6 protein-coding genes and 1 pseudogene are annotated in these 3533 nt (G+C 60.2%); 2 read left to right on the top strand and 5 right to left on the bottom strand.

Annotated features, from left to right (window positions below; genetic code table 11):
* The first annotated feature begins 178 nt into the window (after nucleotides 1-178).
* Nucleotides 179-712: a spermidine synthase gene (locus tag VMR39_RS23015; RefSeq protein WP_325419534.1), complete on the top strand. Its 534-nt coding sequence runs from the start codon at nucleotides 179-181 to the stop codon at nucleotides 710-712.
* Nucleotides 713-833: 121 nt separating this feature from the next.
* Here the strand turns inward: VMR39_RS23015 and VMR39_RS23010 are convergent, their stop codons facing one another.
* From VMR39_RS23010 to VMR39_RS23000, 3 genes are read right to left on the bottom strand one after another with little or no spacing between them, the layout of a single operon-like run.
* Nucleotides 834-1001, bottom strand: coding sequence for a hypothetical protein (locus VMR39_RS23010; RefSeq protein WP_325419532.1), 168 nt, complete (start codon nucleotides 999-1001; stop codon nucleotides 834-836).
* 10 nt (nucleotides 1002-1011) lie between these two features.
* Nucleotides 1012-1239, bottom strand: coding sequence for a hypothetical protein (locus VMR39_RS23005; protein WP_325419530.1), 228 nt, complete (start codon nucleotides 1237-1239; stop codon nucleotides 1012-1014).
* Nucleotides 1236-1451: a hypothetical protein gene (locus VMR39_RS23000; protein WP_325419528.1), complete on the bottom strand. Its 216-nt coding sequence runs from the start codon at nucleotides 1449-1451 to the stop codon at nucleotides 1236-1238. The genes VMR39_RS23005 and VMR39_RS23000 overlap by 4 nt, the downstream gene beginning before the upstream one ends.
* A gap of 491 nt (nucleotides 1452-1942) precedes the next feature.
* Between VMR39_RS23000 and VMR39_RS22995 the strand changes: the two genes are divergently transcribed.
* Nucleotides 1943-2530: a CDP-alcohol phosphatidyltransferase family protein gene (locus tag VMR39_RS22995; protein WP_325419536.1), complete on the top strand. Its 588-nt coding sequence runs from the start codon at nucleotides 1943-1945 to the stop codon at nucleotides 2528-2530.
* A 251-nt stretch (nucleotides 2531-2781) separates the two neighbouring features.
* On the opposite strand, the gene VMR39_RS22990 is transcribed toward VMR39_RS22995, so the two are convergent.
* Nucleotides 2782-2985: a hypothetical protein gene (locus tag VMR39_RS22990; RefSeq protein WP_325419526.1), complete on the bottom strand. Its 204-nt coding sequence runs from the start codon at nucleotides 2983-2985 to the stop codon at nucleotides 2782-2784.
* A 429-nt stretch (nucleotides 2986-3414) separates the two neighbouring features.
* Nucleotides 3415-3533, bottom strand: a pseudogene (locus VMR39_RS22985) (cold-shock protein); the annotation flags it as partial.

Raw genomic sequence — 3533 nt, 5'->3', positions numbered from 1 at the left:
CGAATATACCAGGGGGCGGGCAATTGCAGTTGCTACAGTGCGGCAAGGAATTCTCCATCCAGTTCGGTCAAGACGAGTTGATGGGAACACAGGATCATCTTTCGGAAATGGCGCTCGCAACCATGACCGTCGAGCGCCTGGGGCGGACAGACGGGCATGTTCTGGTCGGCGGCTGGGCATGGGTTTTACTCTGCGTGCGGTGCTTGCGGCCTGGGCGGACGACGCCCGTGTCATGGTGGCGGAACTGATCCCGGAAATTCTGGCATGGGCGCACGGGCCGCTCGCGCATCTTTATGGCGAGGATCTCTCTGATCCACGTCTGAGCCTGCGAATCATCGACGTGCAGGCTGCGATCGGCGAACGGACTGAGCAGTTCGACGCCATTCTGCTCGATGTCGACAATGGCCCTGATGGCTTCATCACAGTGGATAACGATCGACTCTATACGGATGAGGGTTTGCTGGCTGCCTTTGCTGCCCTTCGGAGAGGTGGCTTCCTGTCGATATGGTCGTCCTACCGGGATGAGGGTTTTGCGGGCAGGCTCGAAGCGGCGGGGTTCCTGGTCGACGAGGTCGTCATGCCGGCCTACGTCGGCAGCACTGATCGCTGGCATAATATCTGGTTCGCACAAAAGCCCGGCGCCCCGACGGGTGCCGCCATCGCGCATCGGGTTGGCGCTGATCTCCAGAGGATCGACATCCCAAGCTGCTAGTTCAGGGCACGCGCCGGCTAGAACATCGTGCGGAAAAGTGGGAGCCGGTTTTACGCTTAAAACGATGCGAAAACAAAAAGCTAGAGCGCGCGACCTGTGTCAGATTTAACGCAGCTGCGCTCTAGATAATGCCGCGCGCACCGCGTTGCTCCTCGCGCTGCAAGACCGCGATGATCTTGTCATAGGCCCGGGCCTGCTCCTCGTGCCGACTGCGCTCGGCTGGCGTCTCGGCAAGGTCAGCCTGGCGCAGTTCGGCAGCCTTGCGGCTGAAATAATCAAATTGCTCCAATGCGCCGCGCCTATGCCGGCCGCTGCCGCGCGACATATTTGGAGGAGCGCGTGACCGGCCCTTCGATGAGCTTGCCCCTGAGCAGGCCACGCAACATGTCGGCATCACGACCGTCAAGCATAACGATGCGCGTACCTCCCGAAGTCAGTGGTTCGAGCGTAGATATCCGCAGCGCGTTCTTGCTGCACAGGTCGGTCAGCACATCGGGCGTGACGCTGGCATGCAGGACGCGGCTCAATGCGCCGCCCCTTCTGTGCCAAAGTCAGCAGGATCGAAAGCGACCGAGCCATCGGCCCGCAGGCTTCTGTAAGGAAGTTCATGATCGCGAATACGAACCGCATAGCCTTTGGCCGTACGGCGGTGGCCGGCACGCGCGGAAGGACAAGGGGAATAGCGGGCGCGAAGCAATTCTTCCTGCTCGCGCTTCAACAAATATACAAGATCGTCCATGTTTAGGCTCCTCGGCTGGCAAGCGGGAGCACGGAAAGTCTCTCTGTCAGGCGAATGCTTGCGGCATGGTTCGCACAATGACGGACTTTTAACACAGGCGCGGCAATCCGTCGCGTACCAATATCCGTTGGTGGCGAATTAGTCCTGTTCCGCTCTGGTCCGACCTGATAGCGAACATCATCGGGCTTTTTTCCGCGCGGTCCGACAGAAAGACCCATGTGCTCCCGCAAATATGGGAAATTACGATGACGCGGAATTTTTCCTCGTGGCTGCCGTTATTGGTCGCCTCGGCGTTCTTTTGGGATTTCTCGCTTGGCGCATTTTCCGACTACGGCGCTGAGAAACGCACAACGTTTCGGCCGCGCTTGTCGGCCGTTCTCTTCACGAAAGCTCCTGCCATCCCGCACGAATCCTCCCCGGCTCTCAACCGGATCCAACAGAATTGGCTCGCCGTTCGCGAGCGACAACTGCTGTCGTGGCTATGCGCCCGCATGCCGCAATGGGTGACACCCGATCGATTGACTGGCACAGGCATGGCTGGCGCTGCCCTCATCTTCCTGGGCTATATCGCGAGTAATCTCTCGATATGGTGGCTGCTGTTCGCAATCGCCGGCTATGGCGTGCAGTGGTTCGGCGATTCCATGGATGGCAGCCTTGCGCGCTACCGGAAGATCGAACGCCCGTCCTACGGCTATTTCATCGATCATAGCTGCGACGGGCTGGCGACGTTGCTGATCCTTGCTGGGATTGGCCTAAGCCCGTTCGTCGCGATGGACGTCGCGCTGATGGCGTTGGCAGGATATCTTCTGCTCTCGATCCACGCCTATCTTTCCGCCCGTGTGCTGGGTGAGTTCAAACTCTCATATCTTTCCGCCGGCCCTACCGAATTGCGTCTGGTGCTTATTGGTCTCACGATCACCATGATGTGCCTGGGCTCAGGCCCAGGCTATTTCGGCCAGGTTTCCGGGTTCGACCTGTTCGTTGGCAGCGTGGCTGCAATCCTGATCCTGCTCTTCGTAATCCAGACGCTTGCCATCGGGCGAAGGCTGGCGAGGTCTGAGGCCACGGCGCGGCTTTGACGCCGCTTAGGTGAACTTTGATCGCGCGGCCCAGCCGCCGATCATCGGCGGCTGGGCCGCCAACAGCGCCTCTGCTTCACACAACTGACGGCGGGTCGAGCGATCTTCCACAGAGGCCGTTATCGTGGGGGGGCAAAAAGAGCAATCGCGCCTTGCGCGCCCAAATGGGTGATCGCTGCTTGCGAGATGCGGCCCAGACGGGCGGCCTGTTCGGGTGAAAGGCGCGGCGTCAAACCATATTTGGGAAGGGTCTAGACGTCGGAGATTTCGATCGCGGCCTTGTCGGCGGTCTGGCGCTGTCGTTCCGTTTCGGTTTTAAGAAAGCGATCAGCCAAAAGCCGCCAGGCATCTCCCGCGCGCAGGCAACGCGCACGCACATTGTCGAGTTGGGCCTCGCCGGCTTCGCGTTCACACTGGGCAATGCGCGCCAGATAGAAATCTTTGGTCACCGACATGGCTGTCTCCTCTATAGGGTCAAATGGCCTGCTTCAGCCGAGCATTTCCGCGACAATGCGGCGCAATTCGTTTGGCGGCAGAACGCCTGAGGGCTGGTGGCCGGATGACAGCCGCACTTTGTGCAGGGCAGTCGGAACGGCCGACAGGCGGGGAGTGGGTGGGAATTTGAATTTCATCATGGTCCTGTGCGCCACACTTTGGCGCAGAATATAGAAATGGGGCCGCGAAACCGAAATGGTCGGCGATGGCGGCCATAAACACCAGATCCTTGACGGATCGATAGGGATGTCCAGCTATGGACGGGGGCGCCGGCGGCAACCTTTTGCCACAACCGGCGCGCCAGCGTGGACGTTGCTACCGTCCGGGCTCCGTCCGGCGCCTGCGCCGGACGGAGTTATCGATAGACCGGCGCAAGGCCGGCCAAGCGGTCAGGCAGCTTCGAGATTAACGGCCGACTGTTTGCCGCGGCGATCGGTCTCGACCTCATATTGAAGGCGCTGGTCTTTTTGGAGCGTCACCATGCCGGCGCGCTCGACTGCGCTGATAT

This window comes from Sphingobium sp. (assembly GCF_035511395.1).
Taxonomy (GTDB): Bacteria; Pseudomonadota; Alphaproteobacteria; order Sphingomonadales; family Sphingomonadaceae; genus Sphingobium.
The sequence above is the reverse complement of the archived record's forward strand: the minus strand, read 5'-3'. Positions and strand labels throughout refer to the sequence as shown.

What these genes read in the sequence shown, in the direction of transcription:
- VMR39_RS22990 (WP_325419526.1), bottom strand. Translation starts at nt 2,985, where the DNA reads ATGTCGGTGACCAAAGATTTCTATCTGGCGCGCATTGCCCAGTGTGAA.
- VMR39_RS22995 (WP_325419536.1), top strand. Translation starts at nt 1,943, where the DNA reads ATGCCGCAATGGGTGACACCCGATCGATTGACTGGCACAGGCATGGCT.
- VMR39_RS23000 (WP_325419528.1), bottom strand. Translation starts at nt 1,451, where the DNA reads ATGGACGATCTTGTATATTTGTTGAAGCGCGAGCAGGAAGAATTGCTT.
- VMR39_RS23015 (WP_325419534.1), top strand. Translation starts at nt 179, where the DNA reads ATGGGTTTTACTCTGCGTGCGGTGCTTGCGGCCTGGGCGGACGACGCC.